Annotated in this window: 22 protein-coding genes; 14 read left to right on the forward strand and 8 right to left on the reverse strand. The window is 65.4% G+C overall.

The features are described from left to right. Positions 1 to 181: 181 nt before the first annotated feature. A complete protein-coding gene (locus AC6CH3_RS15610) occupies positions 182 to 535 on the reverse strand; it encodes a YegP family protein (protein ID WP_498133278.1) in 354 nt (117 codons plus the stop codon). Positions 536 to 579: 44 nt separating this feature from the next. On the opposite strand from AC6CH3_RS15610, the gene holA reads away from it, so the two are divergent. After that, the gene (gene holA / locus AC6CH3_RS15615) at positions 580 to 1,593 is read left to right on the forward strand and encodes a DNA polymerase III subunit delta (RefSeq protein WP_498133279.1); all 1,014 of its coding nucleotides are present in this window, start codon (positions 580 to 582) and stop codon (positions 1,591 to 1,593) included. 158 nt (positions 1,594 to 1,751) lie between these two features. On the opposite strand, the gene rpsT is transcribed toward holA, so the two are convergent. Together rpsT and AC6CH3_RS15625 are read right to left on the reverse strand one after the other, a co-directional pair. After that, positions 1,752 to 2,012 carry a 30S ribosomal protein S20 gene (gene rpsT / locus AC6CH3_RS15620; RefSeq protein ID WP_215050069.1) on the reverse strand — a complete coding sequence of 87 codons (261 nt, stop codon included), beginning with the start codon at positions 2,010 to 2,012 and terminating at the stop codon, positions 1,752 to 1,754. Positions 2,013 to 2,200: 188 nt separating this feature from the next. Further along, positions 2,201 to 2,821 carry a type II toxin-antitoxin system PemK/MazF family toxin gene (locus AC6CH3_RS15625; protein ID WP_498133280.1) on the reverse strand — a complete coding sequence of 207 codons (621 nt, stop codon included), beginning with the start codon at positions 2,819 to 2,821 and terminating at the stop codon, positions 2,201 to 2,203. Between the two features lie 182 nt (positions 2,822 to 3,003). Here AC6CH3_RS15625 and lepA point away from each other — a divergent pair, with 182 nt between their 5' ends. Both lepA and hemW read left to right on the forward strand, forming a co-directional pair. Continuing rightward, entirely contained in the window at positions 3,004 to 4,857 is a 1,854-nt protein-coding gene (gene lepA / locus AC6CH3_RS15630) for a translation elongation factor 4 (protein WP_498133281.1), read from the forward strand. 36 nt (positions 4,858 to 4,893) lie between these two features. Beyond that, positions 4,894 to 6,123 (forward strand): radical SAM family heme chaperone HemW, encoded by a 1,230-nt coding sequence (hemW, locus tag AC6CH3_RS15635; RefSeq protein WP_498133282.1) that lies wholly within the window; start codon positions 4,894 to 4,896, stop codon positions 6,121 to 6,123. A gap of 70 nt (positions 6,124 to 6,193) precedes the next feature. Here hemW and AC6CH3_RS15640 read toward each other — a convergent pair whose 3' ends face one another. From AC6CH3_RS15640 to AC6CH3_RS15650, 3 genes are all read right to left on the reverse strand, one after another. Further along, positions 6,194 to 6,613, reverse strand: a complete 420-nt coding sequence (locus tag AC6CH3_RS15640) for a DUF4870 domain-containing protein (RefSeq protein WP_498133283.1) — start codon at positions 6,611 to 6,613, stop codon at positions 6,194 to 6,196. Between the two features lie 180 nt (positions 6,614 to 6,793). Beyond that, positions 6,794 to 7,303 (reverse strand): mycothiol transferase, encoded by a 510-nt coding sequence (locus tag AC6CH3_RS15645; protein ID WP_498133284.1) that lies wholly within the window; start codon positions 7,301 to 7,303, stop codon positions 6,794 to 6,796. Between the two features lie 64 nt (positions 7,304 to 7,367). After that, positions 7,368 to 8,216: a DUF3097 domain-containing protein gene (locus AC6CH3_RS15650; RefSeq protein WP_498133285.1), complete on the reverse strand. Its 849-nt coding sequence runs from the start codon at positions 8,214 to 8,216 to the stop codon at positions 7,368 to 7,370. 214 nt (positions 8,217 to 8,430) lie between these two features. On the opposite strand from AC6CH3_RS15650, the gene hrcA reads away from it, so the two are divergent. From hrcA to AC6CH3_RS15665, 3 genes are read left to right on the forward strand one after another with little or no spacing between them, the layout of a single operon-like run. Next, a complete protein-coding gene (gene hrcA, locus AC6CH3_RS15655) occupies positions 8,431 to 9,444 on the forward strand; it encodes a heat-inducible transcriptional repressor HrcA (RefSeq protein WP_498133286.1) in 1,014 nt (337 codons plus the stop codon). 57 nt (positions 9,445 to 9,501) lie between these two features. After that, positions 9,502 to 10,629 (forward strand): molecular chaperone DnaJ, encoded by a 1,128-nt coding sequence (gene dnaJ, locus AC6CH3_RS15660; RefSeq protein WP_400576182.1) that lies wholly within the window; start codon positions 9,502 to 9,504, stop codon positions 10,627 to 10,629. Positions 10,630 to 10,631: 2 nt separating this feature from the next. After that, complete coding sequence (locus AC6CH3_RS15665; protein ID WP_498133287.1) at positions 10,632 to 11,402, forward strand: 16S rRNA (uracil(1498)-N(3))-methyltransferase; 771 nt, start codon at positions 10,632 to 10,634, stop codon at positions 11,400 to 11,402. Between the two features lie 6 nt (positions 11,403 to 11,408). On the opposite strand, the gene AC6CH3_RS15670 is transcribed toward AC6CH3_RS15665, so the two are convergent. Continuing rightward, entirely contained in the window at positions 11,409 to 12,350 is a 942-nt protein-coding gene (locus tag AC6CH3_RS15670; RefSeq protein ID WP_498133288.1) for a GerMN domain-containing protein, read from the reverse strand. A 359-nt stretch (positions 12,351 to 12,709) separates the two neighbouring features. On the opposite strand from AC6CH3_RS15670, the gene AC6CH3_RS15675 reads away from it, so the two are divergent. The 5 genes from AC6CH3_RS15675 to AC6CH3_RS15695 all read left to right on the forward strand — a co-directional run bounded on the left by AC6CH3_RS15675 (position 12,710) and on the right by AC6CH3_RS15695 (position 18,245). After that, the gene (locus AC6CH3_RS15675) at positions 12,710 to 13,798 is read left to right on the forward strand and encodes a PhoH family protein (protein WP_205653879.1); all 1,089 of its coding nucleotides are present in this window, start codon (positions 12,710 to 12,712) and stop codon (positions 13,796 to 13,798) included. Then, the gene (gene ybeY, locus AC6CH3_RS15680; protein WP_400576190.1) at positions 13,795 to 14,268 is read left to right on the forward strand and encodes an rRNA maturation RNase YbeY; all 474 of its coding nucleotides are present in this window, start codon (positions 13,795 to 13,797) and stop codon (positions 14,266 to 14,268) included. Before AC6CH3_RS15675 ends, ybeY begins: the two co-directional genes overlap by 4 nt. Next, positions 14,265 to 15,608 (forward strand): hemolysin family protein, encoded by a 1,344-nt coding sequence (locus AC6CH3_RS15685; protein WP_498133289.1) that lies wholly within the window; start codon positions 14,265 to 14,267, stop codon positions 15,606 to 15,608. The genes ybeY and AC6CH3_RS15685 overlap by 4 nt, the downstream gene beginning before the upstream one ends. Further along, a complete protein-coding gene (gene era, locus AC6CH3_RS15690) occupies positions 15,592 to 16,551 on the forward strand; it encodes a GTPase Era (RefSeq protein WP_400576194.1) in 960 nt (319 codons plus the stop codon). The genes AC6CH3_RS15685 and era overlap by 17 nt, the downstream gene beginning before the upstream one ends. 116 nt (positions 16,552 to 16,667) lie before the next feature. Next, a complete protein-coding gene (locus AC6CH3_RS15695) occupies positions 16,668 to 18,245 on the forward strand; it encodes an LCP family protein (protein ID WP_498133290.1) in 1,578 nt (525 codons plus the stop codon). A 71-nt stretch (positions 18,246 to 18,316) separates the two neighbouring features. On the opposite strand, the gene AC6CH3_RS15700 is transcribed toward AC6CH3_RS15695, so the two are convergent. Further along, complete coding sequence (locus AC6CH3_RS15700) at positions 18,317 to 20,269, reverse strand: M13 family metallopeptidase (protein ID WP_498133291.1); 1,953 nt, start codon at positions 20,267 to 20,269, stop codon at positions 18,317 to 18,319. Between the two features lie 252 nt (positions 20,270 to 20,521). On the opposite strand from AC6CH3_RS15700, the gene leuA reads away from it, so the two are divergent. The 3 genes from leuA to AC6CH3_RS15715 all read left to right on the forward strand — a co-directional run bounded on the left by leuA (position 20,522) and on the right by AC6CH3_RS15715 (position 23,954). Next, positions 20,522 to 22,261 (forward strand): 2-isopropylmalate synthase, encoded by a 1,740-nt coding sequence (gene leuA / locus AC6CH3_RS15705; RefSeq protein ID WP_498133292.1) that lies wholly within the window; start codon positions 20,522 to 20,524, stop codon positions 22,259 to 22,261. A gap of 89 nt (positions 22,262 to 22,350) precedes the next feature. Next, the gene (gene recO / locus AC6CH3_RS15710; RefSeq protein ID WP_494034548.1) at positions 22,351 to 23,103 is read left to right on the forward strand and encodes a DNA repair protein RecO; all 753 of its coding nucleotides are present in this window, start codon (positions 22,351 to 22,353) and stop codon (positions 23,101 to 23,103) included. Positions 23,104 to 23,105: 2 nt separating this feature from the next. Then, positions 23,106 to 23,954, forward strand: coding sequence for an isoprenyl transferase (locus AC6CH3_RS15715; protein WP_498133293.1), 849 nt, complete (start codon positions 23,106 to 23,108; stop codon positions 23,952 to 23,954). Positions 23,955 to 23,970 lie beyond the last annotated feature (16 nt).

Consider the following 23,970-nt stretch of genomic DNA (forward strand, 5'->3'; position numbering starts at 1 on the left):
GGTTGATCGTGACGGCAGTGCCCGAATCAGGGTTTGTTCATTTTCCGCTGTCGCCCGAAGCTGTCCCGACACACCCATTTCTTGTCCCTTTCCTTACACCCGTCAACTCGACAAGGGTCATGCAAGGCTAACCAGCAAAGGGCCGGATCGTGACGGACAGGCAGGGGGCCGAGTCGCGGCGTCAGACTGTGGCGTCCGAATCCGTGAGGTCCACGACTCTCCCAGTGGCTGCGGCTTCTCGCACAGTCCAGATACCTGCGATTGCGACATCCTCATGTGCGAATGCCTCCGAGGTGAGCATGACGGTACCGTCCAATGCGACGAGTCGGAACCTGAAGCAATCATCCGCGTCCAGATACAGTTCGAACTTAGCGGCCATGGTCGTTCTCCTCGCGTGGTGGGATTCAGGGGTCTTAACTGCGTAAGCAGGTGATCGTGACGACTCATGCGCACTTCCCGCAAACGTCCGCAGCGGACCGGGTCGTCCCGCACCGGCCGCACTGTCGTGCGCGGCTTGGTGCAGCGGGTGCGCCATGGCAGGCTTAGAGGCAGAAATATGTATCCCGGGAGGAACCTAGAGTGGCCGCTGCCCAGACCCAACGATCCAGGACGGCGACGAACACTGCCACTTGGCGGGACGTGAAGCCGGCCGCCGTCGTGCTGGTCACGGGACCGGAAGAATACCTCGGCATCCGGGCTATGGACCACGTCCGCTCGCAGGTCCGGGCCGCTGCTCCGGACGTTGAGGTCACCCGGCTCAACGCGGGGATCTACGAGGCAGGGTCGCTGGCGATGAACGTCAGTCCCTCCCTGTTTGGCGAGAGCAAGCTCATCGAGGTCGAAGGCCTCGAGTCCATGAACGATGCTTTCCTGGCCGACGCGCTTGGCTATTTGCAGCATCCGGAGCAGGATGCGGTGCTGGTTCTTCGGCATGGAGGCGGTGTCCGGGGCAAGAAGCTCCTGGATGCCGTCAAGGCCGGGGGATGGCCGGTTGTTGATTGCCAGCCGCTGAAGAAGGACGCCGAAAAGACCGCATTCGTGGTGTCTGAATTCAAGGCAGCGTCGCGGCGCATCGAGCCGGACGCCGTGCAATCGCTCGTGAACGCCGTCGGCGCCAGCCTGTCGGAACTTGCGGCGGCCTGCAGCCAGCTGATCGCTGATGCGTCCACGGCAGTCGACGCAGACATGGTTGACCGCTACTACGGGGGGAGGGTCGAGGCAACGGCATTCAAAGTGGCCGACGCCGCAATGGCCGGCAACGCTCCCTTGGCACTATCCACGCTCCGACACGCCCTCGCCACAGGAGCCGACCCCGTGCCGCTGGTGGCGGCACTGGCCGCGAAGCTGCGGACAGTGGCCAAGGTGGCGGGCGCCCAGGGATCATCGGCGCAGATCGCCAGGCAGCTTGGCATGCAGCCGTGGCTCGTGGAACAGGCGCAACGAGATGTCCGGCGGTGGACTCCGGAAGGCCTGGCCAGGTCCATCCAGGTCACGGCCGAAGCCGACGCTCAGGTGAAAGGACTGTCCCGGGATCCTGTCTATGCCGTGGAGCACGCGGTCACCGTCATCGCCACGGCAGCCCGCGGCCGTTAGGCACGCCTGCCGCGCGCCACCCCCGCGGGTTTCGTGCATGCCCCGTACTCCGGCCGGTTGAAGGAGAGCGGGCCGGCTAAAACTGGTTGGCCTTAAAGAGATGTGGCCGGCACCAATGGTGCCGGCCACAAGCATCAGTTCAGTTGAACTGGAAAACCTTAGAGTGCGTTGACCTTCTTGGAGATCGCCGACTTGCGGTTTGCAGCGTTGTTCTTGTGAAGAACACCCTTGCTGACAGCCTTGTCCAGCTTACGGCTGGCAGTAACGAGCGCAGTAGTAGCGGCTTCCTTGTCAGTGGACTCAACGGCGGTGTTGACGGCGCGGATGGCAGTCTTCAGCTCGGACTTGACTGCGTTGTTGCGCAGACGAGCCTTTTCGTTGGTCAGGATGCGCTTCTTCTGGGACTTGATATTTGCCACGTGTGAACTCTCTTTTTAATGCGGAAATGGTCTAGAGGGCTTTCAGGCTGGCCATTGACTGAGCGGCGTGGGGATACCTATGGCGGCCAACCATCAGTGGCCGTCGACCTGCACGGACACACAGCTATAAATAATAGCAGAATCCGCCCGGTTGGCACGATGTCCGTGGGTGCGGCGCGTCCGGCGCCTCATTTCCACCCGCGCAGCCGCCTCAGCGCGTCTGCCACCGGGGAAAACTGGCTGCGGTCCAGGATGGCTCCTTCCCTCCTGATGTCGGCGGGGCGGATCTGGAGGACCCGGTCCAGCTTGGCTTCGCTGGGACGCCCCTGCCGGTCCCACGGCCCGGCGCCGATGTCGACGTAGTCGCGCTGCCCGCGGGGATGGCCGTCGTGGTCCTTGCTGGTCAGCATTAGGCCCAGCAGGTACCGCCCGTGGCTGCCGACAAGCAATACCGGACGGTCCTTGCCGCGGGAATGGTCCTCTTCATATGGGACCCAGGTCCACACCACCTCGCCGGGATCGGGCCGGCCGTCCGGCGAAGGGGAGTACCGCAGGGTCGTCGTGCCGTGGAAGTCGCCGGGATAGGGGCCTGACAGGACCGCCGTGCCCGCCCGGGACGGGGCCATCCGCGGCGACTTTCCGGATGATGCCCGAGACGCTTTGGCCGAGCCGTTTCTTTCTCCGCCCCTGCGTGACCGTTTGGGGTCCGGGGAGCCTGCGAGGAAGCGGAGCCATGCGCGGACGGCGTTGCCGATGCTGCGGAAGTTCAGGGCCATGCGGCCAACCATACCGCCGGGTCGTTCCGGCATGCCGGACTACTGACATGTGCTGTCCTTCGAATGTGCTGTCCTTTCGAAGGCACTGTGGTTCCGAAATGTACTGCGGCGCGCCCGAACGTGGGAGACTAGAGGTTCAGATATGCGGCAGCAGCAGGATGGCCCGAGTTCGGCCCGGAATGACGCCGCGGAAATGCCAACAGTAAGGACCCTGCGTGTCTCCCATGGCCCGCACCGCCCCGGTGCCCGCCGCGACAGATCCGGCCATCATTCGGAATTTCTGCATCATCGCGCACATTGACCACGGTAAATCCACCCTGGCCGACCGCATGCTGCAGTTCACCGGCGTCGTGCAGTCCCGCGACATGAAGGCCCAGTATCTGGACCGCATGGATATCGAGCGAGAGCGCGGCATCACCATCAAGTCTCAGGCAGTGCGCATGCCTTGGGAACTGGACGGCGTTAGCTACGCGCTGAACATGATCGACACCCCGGGACACGTGGACTTCACGTATGAGGTATCCCGCTCCCTTGCCGCCTGTGAAGGAGCAGTGCTCCTGGTGGACGCAGCGCAGGGCATCGAGGCCCAGACGCTGGCCAACCTGTACCTGGCCATGGAGAACGACCTCACCATCATCCCGGTCCTGAACAAGATCGACCTCCCGGCGGCGCAGCCGGAGAAGTACGCCGCGGAACTTGCCAGCCTGATCGGCGGTGATCCCGAAGACGTGCTTCTTGTTTCCGGCAAGACCGGCGTCGGCGTGGAGGCGCTGCTGGACAAGATTGTCCGGGACCTTCCTGCTCCCGTGGGGGATCCGGATGCCCCCGCACGTGCCATGATCTTCGACTCCGTCTATGACACCTACCGCGGTGTGGTCACCTACGTGCGCGTCGTGGACGGCATGCTCCACCCGCGCGAACGCATCCAGATGATGTCCACCCGGGCCAGCCATGAGCTCCTCGAGATCGGCGTCAGCTCACCTGAACCCACCCCGTCCAAGGGCCTGGGCGTCGGCGAAGTGGGCTACCTGATCACCGGGGTGAAGGACGTCCGCCAGTCCAAGGTGGGCGACACCGTCACCAACCTGGCCAAGCCGGCCTCGGAATCCCTGAGCGGCTACGCGGACCCCAAGCCCATGGTGTTCTCCGGCCTCTACCCCCTGGATGGCACCGACTACCCCGTGCTGCGTGACGCGCTGGACAAGCTCAAGCTGAATGATGCAGCTCTGATCTACGAACCGGAAACCTCCGCAGCGCTGGGCTTCGGCTTCCGCGTCGGATTCCTGGGCCTGCTGCACCTCGAAATCGTCCGTGAGCGCCTCGAACGCGAATTCAACCTGGACCTGATCTCCACCGCCCCGAACGTGGTTTACGAGGTAACGCTCGAGGACAAGAGCGTGGTTACGGTCACGAACCCCAGCGAGTTCCCTTCCGGAAAGATCAACGAAGTCCGGGAGCCCATGGTGGCTGCGACCATCCTGGCGCCCAACGAGTTCGTCGGCGCCATCATGGAGCTGTGCCAGGGCCGCCGCGGCGTCATGCGCGGCATGGACTACCTGTCCGAAGACCGCGTCGAGTTGCGCTACTGGATGCCGCTGGCGGAAATCGTCTTCGACTTCTTTGACCTGCTTAAGTCCAAGACGCGCGGCTACGCCTCGCTGGACTGGAAGGCCGACGGCGAACAGGTCGCCGACCTGGTCAAGGTGGACATCCTGCTCCAGGGCGAACAGGTGGATGCCTTCAGCGCGATCACGCACAAGGACAAGGCCTACGCCTACGGCGTGATGATGACCGGCAAGCTGCGCGAGCTGATCCCGCGCCAGCAGTTCGAGGTGCCGATTCAGGCGGCCATCGGATCCCGGATCATCGCCCGTGAATCCATCCGCGCCATCCGCAAGGACGTCCTCGCCAAGTGCTACGGCGGTGACATCTCCCGCAAGCGCAAACTGCTGGAAAAGCAGAAGGAAGGCAAGAAGCGCATGAAGATGGTGGGCCGCGTGGAAGTACCCCAGGAGGCCTTCATCGCCGCCCTGACCACCGACGAATCCAAGGACAAGGCCAAGAAGTAGTGATGACCGTGGCCGCAACCACCGGAGGCCGCACGCATGCCTAGCGTTCTTCCCCTGGGTGACCCCGCGCCGTCGGACGGTCTGCTGCCCCAACAGGCGGCGGACGGTGCGGCAGAGCGGGCCTTTGGGCTCTACGTGCACATCCCGTTCTGCGCGGTGCGTTGTGGCTATTGCGACTTCAACACCTACACGGCCACGGAGCTCGGGGGCGGCGCCTCCCAGGACGCATACGCTTCCACCGCGATTTCGGAAGTGGACCTTGCCGCGCGGGTCCTGGAGCAGTCGGGCCTGCCTGCCCGGAAGCTGAGCACCGTGTTCTTCGGCGGCGGCACGCCGACGCTCCTGCCGGCAGAGGACCTGGCCAGAATCCTTGGTGCCGCCATCGAGAAATGGGGGATTGAACCGGACGCCGAAGTGACCACGGAGGCCAACCCCGATTCAGTCACGCCGGAGTCACTGCAAATGCTCGCAGACGCGGGGTTCACGCGGGTCTCCTTCGGTATGCAGTCCGCGGTGCCCCACGTGCTGAAGGTTCTGGACCGCACCCACACCCCAAGCCGTGTCCCGCTTGTGGTGCAGTGGGCGCGCGACGCCGGACTCGCCGTCAGCCTGGACCTGATCTACGGAACGCCGGGGGAGTCCCTCGACGACTGGCGCTTCTCCCTGGAGACCGCACTGTCGTACCAGCCGGACCACATCAGCGCCTACGCGCTGATCGTTGAGGACGGCACCAAGCTCGCCGCCCAGATGCGCCGTGGCGAAGTTCCCGGAATCGACGACGACGACCATGCCGACAAATACGAGCTTGCCGACCAGATGATTTCGGACGCCGGCCTCCGCTGGTATGAGGTCAGCAACTGGTCGGCCACTGCCGAACAGGCGTGCCGCCACAACCTGGCCTACTGGCGCGGGGACGACTGGTGGGGCATCGGACCTGGCGCGCACTCGCATGTCGGTGGAGTCCGCTGGTGGAACGTGAAGCACCCCACGGCCTATGCCGGCAGGCTCGGCTCCGGCGTGTCGCCCGCCGCCGGCCGCGAAACACTCGACGCCGCTACCCGCGGCGTGGAGCGGATCATGCTTGAGACCCGGCTCGCATCGGGGGTGGCGGTCAGCTCGCTGTCCGACGCGGGCAAACACGCTGTGGCCGGGCTCATTGCCGACGGTCTCGTGGCACCGGCGGAGGCTTTCCGCGGCCTGCTGGTTCTGACCCTTAAGGGCCGCCTGCTGGCCGACGCCGTGGTCCGCAGAATCCTGCCGGATTGAATCTGCAGGCAACAGCAGCGGCTTAAACAACAGCGCCCCAGACCCAAACGGGTCTGGGGCCGCTTTGCGGTTACTTGATCCAGCGGAGGTTGTACTGGTACCGGTGCGGCTGGCCCCGGTTGACGTGGATACCGGCGGACACCGCGAAGCACGTCAGCGCAATCCAGATCAGGGTGGCAATGACAGCGAAAATATTTCCCACCACCGGGAGGAGGACCAGAAGGTTCGCGAGCGCCGCCGCGATGGTGGGCGGCAGGGTGAAGTTGAGGGCTTCCTTGGATTCCTGAGCCGTGAACGGTCCACGCTCCCGGAAAATGAGGTAGATCAGCAGTGCCGGCACGCAGCCGAGGATACCGCCGAAGTGTGCCAGCGTTGCCCACTGCCGGTCCTCGCTGGCAGTCAGCGGAAGTGCATTGGCCGGCACGCCATGGTACTGGGGCACGTCAGGGCCGGACTGATGGTCCCTGCGGTCACGAGCGTCTTCTGCCACGGTTTGTCTTCCTTAAACTTGCGTTGATGCGGTGGCGCCGGTGGTTCGCCGCCGGCCGGTTGCGCCGGACGGCGGCGTGAAAGGCTCCCCTCCAAGAATACTGGGTCGGGCGCAAAATGAACGACGCGCCGCAGGCAGCAGCTTCCCTGACCGTGCGCGTCCTTTAGGCCTGCCCGTCCTTTATCCGTGCTCGGGGTTCAAGCCTTTGGCGTACGCGGCCTGCCCCACGTGCTGGAGGCAGTCAGCAAAGGTGCTGACCAGCCGCACCCCGAGAGTGACGGGCGGGTCCCAGTGATAGTCGACGATGCGGTCGAGGTCATCGTCGCCGAGGGTTTTCAGGAACTCGACGGTCTGCCGGTGAACGGCATCGTAATATGCGAGCAACAGCTCCGGCGTACCGTGCACCGCGTCGACCTGGTCGGTCGAATGACCGTAGCCAGTGTCGCGTTCGGGAAGCTTCAAATTGAAGCGGCCGACGAACCCCTGCGAGGACCACACCTGATCCAGTCCCGCGGCGGAGGCGACCTGCGAGTCCTCTATCCGGCTGAGATGCCAGATTAACCACGCAATCGAGTTTCCGCTGCCTGCCGGCCGGCGGATGAGGGACCCGCCGTCGGATCCTTCCAAAACGGCGGCCACAGTGTCATGGATCCGGCCGAAGGCGTCCAGCAGCAAGTCGTTGGATTTCATCTCGGCACTGTATCGCTAAGGCCTGGGTATTTCTAAGGCACAGGTATTTCTAAGGCGGGGCACTCTAAGGCACGGTGAGGAAGTCGATGACCTCCTCCACCCGTCCCAGCAGGGCAGGTTCGAGATCGGCATAGGTCCGCACCGCTCCCAGGAGTTTCTGCCAGCCCAGGCCGATGTCCTCCTTTGTGGCGTGCGGCCAGCCGAAGGCGGCGAGGATCCCGGTCTTCCAATCGGTGCCCCTGGGCACCACAGGCCACTGCGCGATCCCCAGGACGGAGGGCCGGATGGCCTGCCAGACATCCACATACGGGTGGCCGACGATGAGCACGTTGCCGGCGGCGCCTGGTGAAGCCATGACCGTCTCGGCAATGCGGGACTCCTTGGAATCCGGGACAAGATGGTCCACGAGGACGCCCAGCCTCCGGCCAGGCCCCGGGCGGAAGGCGGCGACCGCCCCCGCCAGGTCGTCAATGCCGTGAAGGGGCTCGACGACGATTCCCTCCACCCGGAGATCGTCGCCCCAAACCTTCTCGACGAGTTCAGCGTCGTGCTTGCCTTCGACCCAGATCCGGCCGGCCTTGGCCACCTGGGCGCGCTGGCCCTCCACCCGAACGGAGCCCGACGCCGTGCGACCGGCCGGGGCGGAACCTGGCCGCTTGGCCGCCGGCGGCATCAGCCGAATAGGCTGGCCTTCCAGCAGGAACCCGAAGCCGAGCCTGAAGGAACGTGACTTGCCGCGGCGGTCCTCCAGGGCGACCACATGCATCCCGCCGGACTTCTCCACCCGCGTCACGGCACCGACCCAGCCGGACTGCACGTCCTCCAGGACCATGCCGCGCTCCACCGGCACTTCCGGCAAATCGTTCTTGGCGGGCGCTGCAATCTCCTGCGGACCCCACGTCTGATACTGCATAGTTAAACACCGCTTTGCGCTAGGAGGCTGCCGCCCCGGCCGGGAATCAGCCTCCGGGCGGACACGGGTCCGGAATTTCGCCCGGAGCGGTACCAATGCTAACAACGGCCCGTCTCATATTAGACTTGTTAGCACTTAGGGATGTCGAGTGCTAACCATGCGTCGCCGGGCGCTGCATGGCTTTGCCCGGAAAACGGTTGATCGGAGGTGGATAGTGAGCGAACCACGCAAGCTCGAGGTGCTGCGCGCCATTGTGGAGGACTACGTCCATTCCCGCGAGCCTGTGGGCTCCAAAGCGCTCGTCGAGCGCCACCATTTGGGCGTTTCCAGCGCCACCATCCGCAACGACATGGCCGCGCTCGAGGACGAGGGGCTTATCACAGCACCGCACACCAGCGCCGGGAGGATACCCACCGACAAGGGGTACCGGCTGTTCGTGGACCAGATTTCGGCGGTCAAGCCCCTGTCCCCGGCTGAGCGCCGCGCCATCCAGTCGCTGCTGGAGGGGGCCGACGATCTCGACGACGTCCTGGACCGCACGGTAAGGCTCCTGGCGCAGCTGACCAACCAGGTTGCCGTCGTGCAGTACCCGCACCTGAGCCGCGCCGTGGTGCGCCACATTGAATTCGTCCAGCTGGCGCCGCGCAAGGTCCTCATTGTGCTGATCGCGGATTCGGGCAAGGTCGAGCAGCGCGTCGTGGACGTCGGGCAGGAACTCAGCGACGACACGCTGACGGCCTTGCGGACCAGGTTCCTCTCGGGAGTCGCAGGCATCGCGCTGACCATGCTGCCCCAGTACCTGGCCGCCGTGGTGGCCGGCTGCGCTCCGGCCGAACGTCCCGCTGCCGCCGCCCTGAGCAAGGCCCTTGAGGCACTCTCGCACAGCAGCAGGGAAGACCGCATGGTCATGGCCGGCACCGCGAACCTGGCACGGTCCAACGTGGACTTCCCGCTCAGCATCGGACCCGTCCTCGAGGCCCTGGAGGAGCAGGTGGTCATGCTGCGGCTCCTCAGTGAGATGGCGCAGGACCCCCGCGGCGTGACCGTGAGCATCGGCCGGGAGAACCCTTACGACGGACTCGCCGAGGCGTCGGTGGTGGCCACCGGCTATGGACCGGACGCCACCGCGAAGATCGGCATCCTTGGGCCCACCCGTATGGACTATCCCACCACCATGGCCGCCGTCCGCGCGGTGGCCCGCTACCTTTCGAGGGTTCTCGGCCCGTAATCGCACGGCCCGACGAATCCGATACCCAGGCACCATAACCAGGAAGAGATACGAACTTTGAGCAGCCACTACGACGTTCTTGGAGTCTCCCCGGAAGCCACCGGAGAAGAGATCAAAAAGGCCTACCGCAAGCTGGCCCGCACCCTGCACCCGGATGTGAACCCGGGACCTGAAGCCTCGGACCGGTTCAAGGCCGTCACCCATGCCTACGAAGTGCTGTCCGATCCGCAGAAGCGCAGGGTCTATGACACCACGGGCAACGAGAACGGCACGGACAACGGCTTCGGCGGCGGCAGCTACGCCGGCCAGGGCTTCGCCTTCCAGGACATTTTCGACACCTTCTTCGGCGCCGGCGGAACCGCAGGCCCGGCTTCGCGGGTCCGTCGGGGACAGGACGCCCTCATCAGCGTCCGGATCGACCTGCGCGACGCCGTCTTTGGCGCCAACAAGAAGCTCGAGGTCGATACCGCCGTCGTCTGCCCCACCTGCGACGGTTCCTGCTGCCGGGAAGGCACGCATCCGGAACGCTGCGACATCTGCGGCGGCAGCGGCCAGGTCCAGCGCGCCGTGCGTTCCATCCTTGGCCAGGTCATGACTTCAGCACCGTGCGGATCCTGTGAAGGCTTCGGGACGGTCATCAAGGACCCCTGCAACGAGTGCAGCGGCCAGGGCCGCATCCGCAGCCGCCGGTCACTGACCATCAAGGTTCCCGCCGGCGTCGCCACGGGCACCCGGATCCAGCTGTCCGGGCAGGGCGAGGCCGGCCCGGCCGGCGGCCCGTCCGGGGACCTCTACGTCGAAATCCGCGTCAACAATGACCCCACGTACGTCCGCGACGGCGACGACCTCCACGCAACGCTGAACATCCCCATGACCGCCGCGGCCCTGGGCACCGAGCTGAGCCTGGACACCTTCGACGGCAAGCAGGAGATCGACGTCAAGGCGGGCACGCAGTCGGGAGAAGTCATCACCCTCCGCGGACTCGGCGTCACCCACCTGCGCGGCTATGGCCGCGGCGACCTCAAGGTCCACCTGCAGGTCGAGACGCCCGCCAAGCTCGATCCGGCGCAGGAAGACCTGCTGCGCCAGCTCGCGAAGCTCCGCGGTGAACAGTTCTCCGAGGGCAAGCTCGCGGCGAGCGGCGGCGTCTTCGCGAAGCTCCGGGACCGCCTCGGTAACCTGTAGCGGTGAGCAACCCCGTATTTTTCACCGCCGCCGGAACTCTGGACAACACCCAACCCGGTTCGGTTTTTGTGCTGGACGGGCCTGAGGCGCGCCATGCGGTGACGGTCAAGCGGCTGGCGGTGGGGGAGCGGGTCGATATCGCCGACGGCGCAGGCAGGCGCCTCACCGGAACTGTGGAGCAGACAGCTCCGGCCGAACTGACCGTGCGTTGCTCGTCCGTTAGCGTAGAGGACCGGCCAGGCGTGCGCCTGGTCCTCGTCCAGGCTCTTGCCAAGGGCGACCGGGACGAACTGGCTATTGAGACGGCCACCGAGCTCGGCATCGACGCAGTCATCCCCTGGCAGTCGGAACGGTCAATTGTGCGCTGGAAAGGCGAGCGCGCCGCCAAAGCCCACGCCAAATGGCAGTCTGCGGTCTCCGCAGCGGCGAAGCAGGCACGGCGGGCGTGGATCCCGGAGGTGCGTCCCGCCGTCGATACCCAGGGCCTCGCCGCCCAGGTGGCGGGCGCCGCCCTGGCGGTGGTCCTCCACGAAGACGCCGTCAAGCCCTTCCGCGGAGTCCTTGAGGCATGGCAGGAGGCAGGCCCGTCAGGGGAGGCACCCGGCGAGATACTTCTGGTTGTGGGGCCGGAAGGGGGCATCAGCCCGCGGGAGGTGACCAAACTGTGCAGCGCCGGCGCCGTGACAGCGCTCTTGGGCCCGCACGTGCTGCGGTCCTCCACCGCCGGGCCCGCTGCCGTTGTCGTGGCCAGTGATGTGCTCGGGCGCTGGTAGCCGCTGCTAGCGGACTGAGAAGCCCCGGGTGTCCACGTTCGGTTCGTCCTCGGTGTTGCCGGGATCGATCTGCGAGACGCGGATCTCGTAGTTGCCCGGGCTTAGCTTCACGGCGAGGCTGAAGATGCCGGAGGCGTCTGCCTCTGCTGCGGCGGTGGCCTCGCCGTCCAGGTACTTCTCCTTCTCGCCGTTCTCCTGGACTTTCAGGATCCGCCAGCGCAGCTTGCCGCCGGGATCCGTGCTGCGGCCGTTGATCTTCACCCGTCCGTCGGCAACTTCAATGCCCTCCTGGGGGTCAATGATCCATACCGGAGCCACCATGCCCGCACTGCGCGCCATGGGTGCGCCCAGCCTGACGTGCTTGAACGCCTGGTAGTCGGTGTGCCCCTCCACCAGGATCGTCACCTCAATCGGCTGGGTGGCGTCGATCAGGCCGGAGCTCGCTCCGGCGGCCGTCGCCGTGTACACGAGCTGCTGGATGGCGCGCTGCGCCATCTCCGCATCAAGGTTGCTGTTGAAGGCGTCGGCCGAGACATCCACAGTAATCACGTTCGTGCCGGAGATGGACGTGGCAAGGTTCTTGGGGTTCTGCCACGGAGTGAAGAAGTCCGGGTCCAGGGGAGTCTCGGACATCATGGCGCGAAGCGCCTTCGTGATGGGGTTGTCCTCGCCCGGCACGTCCCGGAACTCACGGTAGAGGTAGACGTCCGTGTTGCTCCGCCCGATCCAGTACACGGGGGCTTTGTTGGAGGACTGCATCGTTTCCAGCGGGGCGCTGGTGGTCGGAGCGCTGTCGACTCCGGCTGTACGCCGCGCCTGGGTCGGAACATCCGACGTGGTGGCCGCGGGATCGGGATCCGCGATGCAACCGGTCAGGAGCAAAGCGGCAGGCAGCAGCCCAAGCGCCAGCGCGCAACGGATCCGCGCAGCTGCTTTCCGGCCGGACAATCCTGGCTGCCTGATGTCAATGCTCCCTTCGGAAACGCGGTGGACCGCCCGCCGCGAGGCGGCAGGCAGTGGGTCTTCCCAACGGCGGCGGGCATGCGTAACCGGTGCCCGCTCTCTGTATTTCCAGCATTGCACAGGGCTCCGGGGCGCCGGGCGCCAATACGCGCCGGGGCCTGAACTGCAACGGGAACGATATGAGGCCGATACAAAGTTGATATCTAATGGCGGGAACCCGTCATCAAAAGCGGGCCGGGACGGCCCGGCCCGACGGTGAGCGTGGCCGCATGCTGGCGTAAGATAGAAGGACTTTGAAGGGTAATTTCACACTGGAGGGAACCAGAGGCCTGCGGGCCGGCACCATGACTGAATCAGCAAACGGAAAGCGCCGCCTCAACACCGGGGACCGCACCGCGGGAGAATTCCCGCATACCTTGCCCGGTATCCGAACGGAGGTGGTCATCTTCGACAACTCTGATCAGATGGTCCAGTCCCTCGGCAGCCATGACGAAGCCCTCCGCTTCATCGAGGACCAGTTTCCGTCCGTCAGCTTCCACGTCAGAGGCAACGAGCTCTCCATCAGCGGGCCATCTGCCGACGTCCCCCGCATCATGCGGCTCCTCCACGAAGTGCGGGGCCTGGTGGCGCGCGGCACCGTAATTACGCCCGCCGTCCTTCAGCAACTGGTGCTGTTGCTGCGCAGCCAGTCGCTGCAGAACCCGGTGGACGTCCTGACCCACGACATCCTTTCCAGCCGCGGCAAGACAATCCGTCCGAAGACGCTGAACCAGAAGAACTATGTGGATGCGATCGACGCCAACACGGTGATCTTTGGAATCGGCCCGGCCGGAACCGGCAAGACGTACCTCGCGATGGCCAAGGCCGTGCAGGCGCTGCAGCAAAAGGAAGTCAGCCGGATCATCCTTACGCGTCCCGCGGTGGAAGCAGGAGAGCGGCTCGGGTTCCTCCCTGGAACGCTCAGCGACAAGATCGATCCCTATCTCAGGCCGCTCTACGACGCCCTGCATGACATGATCGACCCCGAATCCATTCCACGGCTCATGGCTGCCGGCACCATCGAGGTGGCGCCGCTGGCCTACATGAGGGGCCGCACACTCAATGACGCCTTCATCATTCTGGACGAGGCACAGAACACCACGCCCGAACAGATGAAGATGTTCCTGACCCGCCTGGGCTTTGGCTCGAAGATGGTGGTCACCGGCGACGTCACCCAGGTGGACCTGCCGTTCGGAACACGCTCGGGCCTGCGGATCGTCGAAGAAATCCTCCAGGGCATCGACGACGTCAATTTCTCCGTTCTGGACGCTGCGGACGTGGTGCGCCACCGACTGGTCGGCGACATCGTCAACGCCTACGGCATCTGGGACGAAGCACAGCGAAACCGGGTTAAGCATTCCGTTCCCCGGGAGAAACGGGGAGAGCACGCATGAGCATCGAAGTGAACAACGAATCGGGCGTCCAGGTGGACGAGGCCCAGCTGGTGGCGCTTTCCCGGTTCATCTTCGAGCAGCTGTACATCCACCCCCAGGCCGAGCTGTCAATCCTGCTCGTGGATGAGCCTGCCATGGAGAAACTCCACATCGAGCTGATGGATGAACCCGGCTCCACCGACGTGCTCTCCGTCCCCATGGACGAACTCACGCCGGGCACGCCGGACAAGCCCACGCCGCAGGGGATGCTGGGCGACATCGCCATCTGCCCCCAGGTGGCGGAGGTGCAGGCACGCAACGCCGGCCACTCCACACAGGACGAGATGCTGCTGCTGACAACGCACGGCATTCTGCATCTGCTGGGATATGACCACGCGGAGCCGGAAGAAAAAGCAGAAATGTTCGGCCTGCAGCGTGAGCTGCTGGCAGAGTTCACCGGCAAAGAAGCCCCCTCCGAGACCATCCAGTGACGTCACTGCTCCTCGTCTGCATGGCGCTGGTATTCCTGGGTGCCGCAGCGCTGCTGACGGCCGCCGAGGCGGCGTTCAGCTTCCTCCCGCGGCATGATGCCGAGCAGGCGCTCCTGAAGAGCCGCGGGACCGCGCTCCGCCGGATCCTGGACCAGCCCATGACGCACATGCGTGCGCTGAGGTTCTGGCGCATCTGGTTCGAGACCGCGTCCGCGGTTGCCGTGGCGGTGCTCTTCTACAGCCTGCTGGACAATGTGTGGCTTGCCGGCCTCGCGGCAACAGGCATCATGGCCTTCCTGGGCTTTGTCATCGTGGGCGTTTCCCCGCGACAGCTGGGCCGCTCGCATGCACCCGGCGTGGTGCTGTTCTCGGCGTCCCTGATCAGGTTCCTTGCCTGGGTCCTCGGACCCATTCCGGGCTGGCTGGTCAGGCTCGGCAGCGCCGTGACACCCGGCTCGCCCGGGGGAGACGACGCATTCTTCAGCGAGGAAGAATTTCGGGAGCTCGTGGACAGGGCCACCGAATCGGACATGATCGAGGACAACGAGGCCGAACTCATCCAGTCCGTCTTCGACTTCGGCGACACCCTGGTCCGCTCCGTCATGGTTCCCCGGACGGACATCCTGAGCATCGACGCCGGCTCCAGCCTGCACCGGGCCATGTCGCTCTTCCTCCGGTCCGGGTACTCAAGGATTCCGGTCATCGGGGAAAACACGGACCAGATCCTGGGGATCGTCTACCTCAAGGATGTGGCCGCCGTCCTCCACGGCCTGGCGCCGGATGAAGAACCCCCGCTGGTGGAAGAGCTGGCGCGGGAGGTGCGGTACGTCCCCGATTCCAAGTCTGTCAGCGACCTGCTGCGGGAGCTGCAAAAAGAGTCAACGCACGTCGCGATAGTCATCGACGAGTACGGCGGAACGGCCGGGCTCGTCACCCTTGAAGACCTGATCGAAGAGCTCGTCGGTGAGATCGTGGATGAATACGACACCGAAAGCGCCGAAGTGGTGGACCTTGGAGACGGGACGTACCGCGTCAGCGCACGCATGAGCATCGATGACCTCGGCGAACTCTTCGACCTCGAACTCGACGACGACGAGGTGGACACCGTGGGCGGTCTGCTGGCCAAAGCGCTGGGCCGCGTGCCGATCGTGGGCAGCACCGTGGAAGTCGAAGGTGTCTCACTCCGGGCGGAGCGGCTGGAAGGCCGCCGAAACCGCGTCAGCCACATCATTGCGGCCGCCGTTCCAAAAGGCGCCGTTCCAGCCGATACTGACCTTGAAGACTTTCTCGACGAGGCCGAACAAATGCAACAGGGAGTTCCACGTGAGCAAGCAGAATAAGGCCGACGGCGGCGAGCCCTTTGGCGGTTACCACGCCGGGTTCTCGGTCCTGGTGGGCCGGCCGAACGCCGGGAAATCAACGCTGACCAACGCCCTGGTGGGCAAGAAGGTCGCCATCACGTCCGCCAAGCCGCAGACGACCCGGCACACCATCCGGGGCATCGTCCACCGGGAGGACGCCCAGCTGATCCTGGTTGACACGCCCGGTCTCCACCGGCCGCGCACCCTGCTCGGAAAGCGCCTTAATGACCTGGTCGCGGACACCCTTGCCGAGGTGGACGCCATTGGTTTCTGCCTTCCGGCCAACGAGAAAATCGGCCCCGGTGACAGATTCATCGCCGCGCAGCTCGCCGCGGTGGGCCGCAAGCCGGTCATCGCCATCGTCACGAAAGCCGACCTCGTCGACCGGCAGGCGCTGACCGAACAGCTGCTCGCCGTCGCGGCCCTGGGCCGGGAAGTGTTCGGCGAGGAAGGCTGGAAGGACATCGTCCCGGTGTCGGCCACAGACGGGTTCCAGGTGGGCACGGTGGCCGACGTGCTGATCAGCCACATGCCGCCGTCGCCTCCCCTCTACCCGGACGGCGAGCTGACGGACGAACCGGAGGCGGTCATGGTGGCTGAACTAATCCGCGAGGCAGCCCTCGAAGGGGTCCGGGACGAGCTTCCGCACTCCCTTGCGGTGGTGGTTGACGAGATCGTCCCCCGGGAAGGGCGGAGCGAGGACAACCAGCTTCTCGACGTCCGTGTGAACCTCTACGTGGAACGTCCATCGCAGAAGGCCATCATCATCGGCAAGGGCGGAAGCCGGCTGAGGGAAGTCGGCACCAACGCACGCAAAGGCATCGAAGCCCTGCTCGGCACGCGCATCTACCTCGATCTCCATGTCAAGGTGGCCAAGGACTGGCAGCGCGACCCCAAGCAGCTCGTTAAGCTCGGGTTCTAGACCGCCCGCACACTTTTCCCGGCGCTCCCGCGCCGGCCCTTGGGTGCGTTTCGGCGTTTTCCCAGACTCGGCCACTAAAATAGGCCGGATTTCGTTTTTAGAGGAAGGTACACCCGTTGGTGCTACGCCGCGACAACCGCGCCCAAGGGCCGGGCACACCCGCCCGGTCCCAGCCAGCTGCCCGGCATGCCCCAGACGCCCGTGTTGGCGCTGCCCGGCATCTGACCCCGCACCACAGGCCCCTGTGGCTGAAGGTGACCACCGCCGTCGTTTCCGCCGTCCTGCTGGGCGGCCTCGCATTCGCCGGCTACTGGTACTTCAGGCTGCAGTCCAATATTTCCTCGTCCGCCCTCGGGGCAGGCACTAACAAGTCGGACGTCGTGGACGACGCGACCGGCCGCCTGCAGATTCTCATCCTGGGGTCCGACACACGGGACGGCAAGAACTCGGGCTACGGCACGGCCGACGATTCGAAAGGCTACGGCAACTCCGACGTCATGATGCTCATGGACATCTCGGAGGACAACAAACGGGTCAGCGTCGTCAGCTTCCCGCGGGACCTCCTCGTCGATATCCCCCCGTGCACCGACCAGAAAACGGGGGAGGAGTTCCCGGCGCGCACCGGCGTCATGATCAATGAGGCCATGGGTGAAGCGGGCATCGGCTGCGCCGTCGACACCGTGAACAAGCTCACCGGGCTCGAGGTGGACCACTTCATGATGGCGGACTTCAACGCGGTCAAGGAACTGTCCAACGCGGTCGGCGGAGTGGAAGTCTGCATCAGCGACGCCGTCTACGACCCCGACTCCCGCCTGCGGCTGCCCAAGGGCAAGTCCATGGTGCAGGGTGAGCAGGCCCTCGCCTTCCTGCGTACCCGCCACGCCTTCGAAAACGGCGGGGATCTCGGCCGGATCAAGGCCCAGCAGGGCTTCCTGTCCTCGCTCACCAGGAAGATCAAAGACGACGGCACCCTGTCCGATCCGGTGAAAATGCTCAACATCGCCGACGTCGTGACGCAGAACCTCACCGTCGATGAAGGCCTTTCCTCCGTGCCGGCGATGATTACCATCGGCAACCGCCTCAAGACCATCGACGTCAGCAAGGTCGCCTTCGTTGCCGTGCCGACTGTCCCTGCTGCCAGCGACCCCAACCGGCTTGAGCCGGCCCAGCCTGCAGCCTCACAGCTTTTCGCCGCCCTGAAGAAGGACGTTGACCTGACGGATCCGGACGGCAAGCAGAGTCCCTCACCGTCAGCTTCGCCGAAGCCCAGCACCACGGCACCGCCCACCACTCCGGCCGCGCCGCCGTACGACAAGTCGCTGCAGCCGGTTACCGTGGCCAACGGAACCGGGGTGCCCACACGGACGCAGGAGATTGCCGAGGCGCTGATCGCCGGCGGCTTCACCCAGGCCGGCCAACTGGAGGCAGGCCCCACCGCGACCACCATGGTGTACTACGGCACCGACTTCGCCGACGTCGCGGCTGACGTCGCCGCGCTGCTCGGCATTCCCGCCAGCCAGGTGGCGCCGTCGCCGGGCATATCCGGAGTCCAGGTCTATCTTGGTTCCGACTTCGCCTCGGGGCCCAAGTACGGCAAGGCATCGGTCCCTAAGGACATCGTCAACCAGACGGCCAAGGACGCCACCTGCCAGACGGCAAACCCGGAACTGATCGTCGCCGAGGGCGCCGGCTAAGCTGACCCGCGTCACGCACCGGGGCACGAAAATGCCGGGCCAACGAAATCGTTGGCCCGGCATTTTGCTGCTTACCAGATGCTGACGCGTTCCTCCGGGGACATCCACATCCCGTCCTCTTCGGTAACGCTGAACGCGGCATGGAAGGCGTCCAGGTTCCTGGCGATGGCGTTGGTGCGGAATTCATTGGGGGAGTGAGGGTCGGTGGCCAGCCGCCGGATCGCTTCCTCCCCGCGGATGACCTGGCGCCAGCCCGCCGCCCACGAGGCAAAGAACCGCTGCTCGCCCGTCAGCCCGTCCAGCACCTGCGGTTCCTGTCCGTCGAGGCTGAGCCGGTACGCCTTGTAGGCGATGGTGAGGCCGCCGAGGTCGCCGATGTTTTCGCCCAGGGTCAGCCGTCCATTCACCGTGTGACCCGGGGCCGCCGAGGGGGAGAGGGCGTTGTACTGGTCAACGAGGCGGCTGGTGAGCGCCTCGAAGGCCTTCCGGTCATCCTCGGTCCACCAGTTGCGGAGTTCACCCGTGCCGTCGAACTGTGAGCCTTGGTCGTCGAATCCGTGGCCGATCTCGTGGCCGATCACCGCTCCGATTCCTCCGTAGTTGACGGCGTCGTCAGCGTCCGCGGTGAAGAACGGCGGCTGCAGGATCGCCGCCGGGAAGACGATCTCGTTAAGCATCGGGTGGTAGTACGCGTTGACCGTTTGCGGCGTCATGAGCCACTTGTCCAGGTCAACGGGCTTGCCCACTTCGTCAAGGTGACGGTCGACGTCGGCATTATGGGCGCGTTCGACGTTACCGAGCAGGTCGGAGGGATCGATGGTCACGGCCGAATAGTCGATCCACTTGTCCGGATACCCGATCTTGGCGCGGAAGGCGCCGAGTTTGCGCAGGGCCTCCGCCTTTGTGTCCTCGCCCATCCATGTCAGGCCTGTGATGCTCTCCCGGTAGGCCTCGATCAGGTTGGCGACGAGGGTCTGCATGCGCTCTTTGTGGCTCTCCGGGAAGTGCTGCGCAACGTAGATCTGCCCCACGGCTTCGCCCAGGGCTGCTTCGACGACGGCGACCCCGCGCTTCCAGCGGTCCTTGTTCCGGGGTGTGCCGCTGATCGTGGTGCCGTAGAAGGCGAAGTTCGCGTCGACGAAGGCTGAGGACAGATAAGGAGCCGCCGAGTTGATGACGCGCAGAGCCAGCCACTCCTGCCAGACGGGCAGGGATTCGGAGACCAGCAGCGCCGCGGCGCCGGCGAAGAAATCGGGCGTGCTGACCACAATCTCCTGGCGCTTATCCTCGGCGATGTCAGCCGCCGTGAACCAGGTGTCCAGCAGGGGGAACAGTTCGTTCACCTGTTCGGCGGACTTCAGGTTGTAGGTCTTCTGCGGGTCCCGCAGTGTCACGTTGTCCCAGTGGTGCGAGGCGAGGGCGGTCTCCAGTGCGACCACCCGGGACGCGGCGCCTGCGGGATCGGCGATGCCCGCCATGCTGAACATGGTGCCCACGTAATCCCGGTATGCCTCCACGATCGCGGCGAACTTCTCCTCGCGGTAGTAGGACTCGTCGGGGAGCCCCAGGCCGCCCTGGCCCGTGTACAGCAGCACGCGGTCCGGATTCCCGGCGTCGGGGGCGGGGTAAATGTAGAAGAGGCCGGACACGTCAGCGCGGAAGAGGCGCCCGGCGAGGGCGATGAGTTCGGCGATGCTGGACGTGGCGAACACCTCGTCCAGCCTGCCACGGATAGGGTCCATGCCCTTGGCTTCGACGGCGGCTTCGTCCATGAAGCTGTTGTAGAGGTCCCCGATCTTGCGTTCGATGCCGCTGGCCGCCTCCCCCTTCGCGGCCGCTTCTTCGATGATTTCCCGGACCGCCAGTTCCGCCTCGTCCCGCAGGGCGGTGAACGTGCCTTCCAGTGGGCGGTCATCCGGGATGGTGGTGCTCTTGAGCCATGCCCCGTTCACATGCTGGTACAGGTCGTCCTGCGGCCGGACGCTGTGGTCGATATTTGACAGGGCGATCCCCGAATGTGGCACAGAAGCTCCTTCGATGACGGGCTGCTCCGGCGCTGGCACCGGTGCAGCGTCTGCATGGTGGACGTTGCTGGAGGTGTTGCTCCTTCATCTTACGCACGCGTGTTACTGTGAAATGGTGCGCGCAGAACTGCTTCTCCTTAGCTGCCGCGGCGAGGCCTCAGACGCGATCTAGCGCAAGGCCCACCCTCGTCGCGGAGTTTGTGTTGCCCGGCCACCTTTCACTCAGGAATCACAGAAAAGGCACCGATAGTAATGCGAAACGCACAGAAGCCCTCAGGAATGCCCGTCCACCGGTACGTCCCGTTCCAGGACCAGATCACCGTTGAACTGCCGGACCGCACGTGGCCGGACAAAGTCATCACCAAGGCCCCGCGCTGGTGCGCAGTGGATCTGCGCGACGGCAACCAGGCGCTGATCGACCCCATGAGCCCGGCCCGCAAGATGAAGATGTTCGAACTGCTGGTCGGCATGGGCTACAAGGAGATCGAGGTTGGCTTTCCGTCCGCCTCGCAGACTGACTTCGACTTCGTCCGCCAGCTGATTGAAGGCAACCACATCCCGGACGACGTCACCATCCAGGTGCTGACGCAGGCCCGCGAGCACCTGATTGAGCGGACCTACGAGTCCCTGGTCGGGGCCAAGCAGGCCATTGTCCACCTCTACAACTCGACGTCGGTGCTGCAGCGCCGTGTGGTCTTCAACCAGGACGAGGACGGCATCCTGGACATCGCACTGCAGGGTGCGCGCCTGTGCAAGAAGTACGAGGAAACGCTGGCGGACACGCATATCACCTACGAGTACTCGCCGGAGTCCTTCACCGGAACGGAACTCGAATACGCCGTCCGCGTCTGCAACGCCGTGGCCGATGTCTTCGAGGCATCCGCGGACAGCCAGGTCATCATCAACCTGCCGGCAACGGTCGAGATGGCCACGCCGAATGTCTACGCGGATTCCATCGAGTGGATGAGCCGCCACCTGCACCCCCGCGAGGGCATCATCCTGTCCCTGCACCCGCACAACGACCGCGGGACCGGCGTCGCCGCCGCCGAGCTGGGCTACCTGGCCGGGGCGGACCGCATCGAGGGCTGCCTGTTCGGCAACGGCGAGCGGACCGGCAACGTGGACCTGGTGACCCTGGGCCTGAACATGTTCGTCCAGGGCATCGACCCCCAGATCGATTTCTCCGACATTGACGAAGTCCGCCGCACGGTGGAGTACTGCAACCAGCTGCCTGTGGCCGAGCGCGCCCCGTACGGCGGCGACCTCGTCTTCACCGCGTTCTCCGGATCCCACCAGGATGCCATCAAGAAGGGCTTTGAGGCCCTGGAAAAGGATGCCGCAGCGGCAGGGAAGGAAGTCAGCGACTTCACCTGGCAGGTTCCGTACCTGCCGGTCGACCCGAAGGACCTGGGCCGCAGCTACGAAGCCGTCATCCGCGTGAACTCGCAGTCCGGCAAGGGCGGAGTTGCCTACCTGCTGAAGAACGAGCACAGCCTGGACCTGCCCCGCCGCGCCCAGATCGAGTTCTCCAGCGTGATCCAGAAGCGCACCGACACCCACGGCGGCGAGGTCAGCGGCGCCCAGCTGTGGCAGGTGTTCCAGGACGAATACCTGCCGTCCGATTCGTCCGACCGGCAGTGGGGCCGGTACTCCTTGGGGACGGTCAAGACCGAAACCGATGACAACGGTTCCATGACCCTGCACACCACCCTCACAGTGGACGGCGCCCAGGTTAGGCGCACCGGCACCGGCAACGGTCCCATCGCCGCGCTGCTGGACATCCTCGGCCAGGACGGCGTGGATGTCAGGGTGCTGGACTACAGCGAGCACGCGCTCTCGGAAGGCGGAAACGCCCGCGCCGCTGCCTATGTGGAATGCGCCGTCGGAGAACGGGTGCTGTGGGGCATCGGCATTGACCCGAACACCAGCATGTCCTCGCTGAAGGCAGTCGTCTCGGCCGTCAACCGCGCCATCCGGGACGCCCAGGCCTAACCCGTGCAGGTGCGCCGCCGGCAAACGGACGGCGGCGCACCTGCACGCCGGAAAGCAGGGTTTTCCTGCAGACAGTGCGAAGATTAAGCGTGGTCCAACAGTCATTTGCAGCGCGTGCCTACCGCGATGAGGCCGTAGTGCTGCGCACCCACAAACTGGGCGAAGCGGACCGGATCATCACGCTGCTGACGAAGCACCACGGCCAGGTGAGGGCGGTCGCGAAGGGCGTCCGCCGCACCAGCAGCCGCTTCGGCGCGCGTCTTGAACCCTTCATGGTGGCAGACCTGCAGCTGGTATCCGGCAAGTCCCTGGACATCGTCACCCAGGCCGTCGCCAAGGGGGCCTACGGCGGGAACATCGCCGCCGACTACGGCAGGTACACGGTTGCCGCCGCCATGACGGAGACCGCCGAAAAGCTGACAGACGTCGACGGCGAGGCCGGCACCGCGCAGTACAACCTGCTCGTCGGCGCGCTGGCGGCCCTGAGCCGCGGGGACCACACGCCGGAACTGATCCTGGACTCCTATCTGCTGCGTGCACTGGCCACCGGCGGCTGGGCCCCCAGCTTTACCCGCTGCGCGCGCTGCGGTGCGGCAGGGCCGCACAACGCCTTTTCAGCGCCGCTGGGCGGCATGGTCTGCGGGGAATGCCGGCCGCCCGGATCAGCGGCCCCGGCCGCCGAGACGGTGGCGCTGTTGGGTGCCCTGCTCACCGGAAACTGGACGACGGCGGATTCCTCCCTGCCGCTGCACCGGCGGGAAGCGGCAGGCCTCGTGGCCAGTTACCTGCAGTGGCATCTTGAACGTGTCCTGAAATCCCTCAAGCATGTGGAGCGTACCTAACAGTGTCCTTGGGAAAGAAGACCACCCCTGCCAGGCGCCGGACCGCCCCTGTGATGCCGCCGTATCCGCACCCCTCCGGTGCTGTTGCCCCGGCGATCCCGGCGGAATTCGTGCCCCGGCACGTGGCGATTGTCATGGACGGCAACGGACGGTGGGCCAATCAGCGGGGGCTGCCCCGCATCGAGGGCCACAAGGCGGGGGAGCCTGCGCTGCTTGACGTGGTGGCGGGCGCCATCGAACTCGGCATCAAGTACATCACCGTCTACGCATTCTCCACGGAGAACTGGCGGCGGTCCCCGGAGGAAGTGCGCTTCCTGATGGGATTTAACAAGGATGTGCTGCGCCGGCAGCGGAACCAGCTGGACGACTGGGGCGTGCGGGTGCGCTGGTCCGGCCGCCGGCCCAAGCTCTGGGGATCAGTGATCCGCGAACTGGAAGAAGCCGAGGCCTATACCGCCGGAAACAGCACGTGCACGCTAACTATGTGTGTTAATTACGGTGGCCGCGCCGAGATTGCCGACGCCGTATCGGCCATCGCCGAGGACGTCGCCGCCGGACGGCTCAAGCCCGGTTCCATCACGGAGAAAACCGTCCAAAAGTACCTCGACGAACCGGACTTGCCCGACGTCGACCTGTTCCTGCGCAGTTCGGGGGAGCAGCGGTTGTCCAACTTCATGCTCTGGCAGTCGGCCTATGCGGAGTTCGTCTTTCTCGACACGCTCTGGCCGGATGTGGACCGCCGCACCCTGTGGGACGCCGTGGGCATCTATGCCCAGCGGGACCGCCGCTACGGGGGAGCGGTGGACGCTGCCAAGACTCCCGTGGCGGCCGCCACCCATCAGCCCGGGTAGGGTCGGGGCTTCACCC

This window comes from Arthrobacter sp. GQ119, from assembly GCF_059759125.1.

Excerpts from the sequence above, each read along its gene's own strand:
- AC6CH3_RS15610 (WP_498133278.1), bottom strand. The coding sequence starts at position 535 with ATGGCGCACCCGCTGCACCAAGCCGCGCACGACAGTGCGGCCGGTGCG.
- hemW (WP_498133282.1), top strand. The coding sequence starts at position 4,894 with ATGCCTAGCGTTCTTCCCCTGGGTGACCCCGCGCCGTCGGACGGTCTG.
- ybeY (WP_400576190.1), top strand. The coding sequence starts at position 13,795 with ATGAGCATCGAAGTGAACAACGAATCGGGCGTCCAGGTGGACGAGGCC.
- AC6CH3_RS15650 (WP_498133285.1), bottom strand. The coding sequence starts at position 8,216 with ATGCAGTATCAGACGTGGGGTCCGCAGGAGATTGCAGCGCCCGCCAAG.
- AC6CH3_RS15675 (WP_205653879.1), top strand. The coding sequence starts at position 12,710 with ATGACTGAATCAGCAAACGGAAAGCGCCGCCTCAACACCGGGGACCGC.
- leuA (WP_498133292.1), top strand. The coding sequence starts at position 20,522 with ATGCGAAACGCACAGAAGCCCTCAGGAATGCCCGTCCACCGGTACGTC.
- AC6CH3_RS15625 (WP_498133280.1), bottom strand. The coding sequence starts at position 2,821 with ATGCCGGAACGACCCGGCGGTATGGTTGGCCGCATGGCCCTGAACTTC.
- AC6CH3_RS15645 (WP_498133284.1), bottom strand. The coding sequence starts at position 7,303 with ATGAAATCCAACGACTTGCTGCTGGACGCCTTCGGCCGGATCCATGAC.